The sequence below is a fragment of the Roseiarcus sp. genome, assembly GCF_052145395.1.
Lineage (GTDB): Bacteria > Pseudomonadota > Alphaproteobacteria > Rhizobiales > Beijerinckiaceae > Roseiarcus.
Map to the genome: position 1 here is coordinate 1 of NZ_JBKQOT010000264.1, position 2,519 is coordinate 2,519.

Annotated in this window: 4 protein-coding genes and 1 pseudogene; 1 reads left to right on the top strand and 4 read right to left on the bottom strand. The window is 65.7% G+C overall.

Annotated elements, in window-relative coordinates:
• From ACLP25_RS08840 to ACLP25_RS08855, 4 genes and pseudogenes are all read right to left on the bottom strand, one after another.
• Window positions 1-293: ProQ/FINO family protein (locus ACLP25_RS08840; protein WP_442468835.1), on the bottom strand; the 293-nt coding region annotated here is incomplete at its 3' end.
• Window positions 294-480: 187 nt separating this feature from the next.
• Window positions 481-771: a ribbon-helix-helix domain-containing protein gene (locus ACLP25_RS08845; RefSeq protein WP_442468833.1), complete on the bottom strand. Its 291-nt coding sequence runs from the start codon at window positions 769-771 to the stop codon at window positions 481-483.
• Window positions 755-1,198: a ParA family protein gene (locus ACLP25_RS08850; protein WP_442468836.1), complete on the bottom strand. Its 444-nt coding sequence runs from the start codon at window positions 1,196-1,198 to the stop codon at window positions 755-757. The genes ACLP25_RS08845 and ACLP25_RS08850 overlap by 17 nt, the downstream gene beginning before the upstream one ends.
• 109 nt (window positions 1,199-1,307) lie before the next feature.
• A pseudogene (locus ACLP25_RS08855) lies at window positions 1,308-1,412 on the bottom strand (ParA family protein); the annotation flags it as partial.
• A 370-nt stretch (window positions 1,413-1,782) separates the two neighbouring features.
• Between ACLP25_RS08855 and ACLP25_RS08860 the strand changes: the two are divergent.
• The gene (locus ACLP25_RS08860) at window positions 1,783-2,139 is read left to right on the top strand and encodes an HU family DNA-binding protein (protein ID WP_442468834.1); all 357 of its coding nucleotides are present in this window, start codon (window positions 1,783-1,785) and stop codon (window positions 2,137-2,139) included.
• The last annotated feature ends 380 nt before the right edge of the window (window positions 2,140-2,519 follow it).

Below are 2,519 nucleotides of genomic sequence, written 5' to 3' on the forward strand. Positions count from 1 at the left end.
AGACGGGCCGTCGCCATCGCGCGCGCCTCGTTGTCAACGGTCAGTTCGCTCTCCGACCCGTCGAGGTTAATCCGCATCGCGTGAGCCAGAACCGCCCGGCAATAGGCCTCGCGCAGCACCCAGGGGCTCAGCACGCCGCGCGCGTATGCGTTGGTCCACCCGAGAGCTCCCGCGCTCGCGGGCGCGGCGTTCGCCAGCGGACGGACCTCATGTCCCTTGGCCGGAAACGCCTTCGGCCACTGGCGCGAAGAAGCTCGATCTGTTGGCGCGACTCCGACGCGCCGCGTTTCCAGTCGGACTTGCTCATGATCTAGTTATCCTCTCACGTCAGCCCGCCAACCGCTTCCACCACGACCGGCGCTGCTCGGCCGCAGCCGGGGCAGGCGGGGTTATAGGCGCCGCAAGGGCGAGCCGCTGGGCGAGCTCCCCGCCGCTCGTCGCGCAATTGCGCCATCGCGCCATGATCATCGCACAATGGCGTCATGGCCTCCTTGTAAGCTCGGATAATGGCTTGAGGCCGCGAGCCTTGAAGACGAGGTCGAGACCTTCCATCAGGAGCGCATGCATCCTGACCCGCTCGGCGAAGGCCAGTTCGCGCAACTGGTCGTGAACGGCCGGCGGGAGGTAGACGGTCTGTTGAATCGTCGCCGGCTTGCGGCGGGTCTGGGAAGGCTCAGGGCCGACCTCTTGCCGGGGCTCGGCCGCAACAGCCGGCGGCGGCGCAAAGGGCGTCACCACGCCACTGAGCACGGTCCTACGCTGCTTTGACATGGCGCTTCCCCTCCAGCTTCGCGGCGATCCATTGCCAGAGGCGGCGGATCTCCGCTGCAGCCGCTCCTGTTTCGTTGAACTCCGTCACGCCGAGCCCGGCGGCCATGGCGTCCTGATGGTCGGCCCGGGGCTCGGCGATCAGGCCGAGGGCCGATAAGCCAGCGCGCGTCTCCTCGACCCGGCCGGATCGGGGCGGGCATTGGCTGAGGACGAAGGCGAACGGCTTTTCGAGCCGGATGAGCGTCTGCACGGTCGGCATGCATCCACGCAGGTCGGTCGCTGTCGGCCGGCAGGGGACGAGGCAGAGCTCGGCGGCCCGCATGGCGCCAACGGTCGCCGGGCTGTCGACGCCTGGCGTGTCGACGATGGCGAGGTCGTAGCCCGCCTCCCCCAGGGTCGCGAGAGCTGTTTCGAGAGCGGTCGCCACGATCCGCTCGAACTCCGGCCCCTCCTCGGTCTGCCGGGCGTCCGCCCCAATCCGATAGCGTCCCCTGCCGGTCGAGCTCGAGCATGAAGACGCGGCGGCCCTGTTGGAAGGCGGCGACGGCGATCGAGGCGGCAGTCGTGCTTTTGCCGCTCCCGCCCTTTTGCGTGACGAACGAAACGACCCTCATGCCCTTGCCCTCGCACAGTGGCGTCATGGCGTCATGGCTTACTCGCACGCCATTACCGCCTGAAGCGGCTAACGGCGGGTTAACGGTGCCAGTGGACTTGCCCGAGGGGGGATGGCCCCCCTGTCAAAAAACCTCGAAGCGCGGATCCCCCCAAACCCGCACCCCCTCAACCCACGATCCACCGCCGCAGAACCAACCACCACGGCCTCCGCGCGTTCGCCTCGGCGATCTGGGGCCAGCCGGTCGGCGGATCGACGCCAGGTGCGCCTGCGCCCTTTCGGCCTTGTCGCACTCGGTTCAGAGGCTTGGCCATGAGCTGAAAATACCGATCGGCTTGCAGGTTTTCCCCATTAAAGTGCAAATACGCTTGTGACTCATAATGATTCGGAGAATCTCGATGGCCAAAAAATCCGCAGCCGCCACCAAGTCAGCGGCGAAAAAGTCCGCCGCCAGAACCGTCAAAGCCAAGACACCAGCGACCGTCGTGACGCTGAAACATATTGCGGCCGAGATTGCCGAAGCTCACGAAGTCCCCAAGATCCACGCCGAAACCATCCTCACCGACACCGTTGATCGGCTCGCCAAGCACCTCGTGAAGGGCAACAAAGTCCGTATCGTCGGGCTCGGAATTTTTCACGTAAAGAGGCGCGAAGCGCGGATGGGCCGCAATCCGCAGACCGGGGAGGCGGTGAAGATCAAGGCCAGCAAGAAGGTCACCTTCCGCGCCGGCAAAGAGTTGAAGGAAGCCGTCTAGGCCTGAACTAACGGAACGGCCGTCTGGTACGCATAAGCGGACAAAGTTGGAACGGACCGGGCGGATAGTCGAGATCGATCAGACCTTTGCGGTCTTCTGGCAGGCGCGGCGCGTGGGCACACGCGGACGGCCCTTATACGTCAGCGCCTCAGGCGCTCCACCAGGTTCAACTCCTGTCGGCGCCTCCCAGCCAATTTGAGGTGTTGATAAGCCCCTTGCGTGGTGGTGCGTGCACTGCCGGACGCCTTGTTGCGCATTGGTGCAGGGCGGCTTTTGGCGGCTCTTAACCGAACGGCAACCATGGCGCCGCAATAATGCGCCGGCGGGCGCATTGGAGCGACAAGGCCATGGCGATCGGGTTGAGCGAGGCTGCGGCGGCG

Coding starts and splice junctions, on each gene's coding strand:
- ACLP25_RS08845 (WP_442468833.1), bottom strand. CDS start 771: ATGTCAAAGCAGCGTAGGACCGTGCTCAGTGGCGTGGTGACGCCCTTT.
- ACLP25_RS08860 (WP_442468834.1), top strand. CDS start 1,783: ATGGCCAAAAAATCCGCAGCCGCCACCAAGTCAGCGGCGAAAAAGTCC.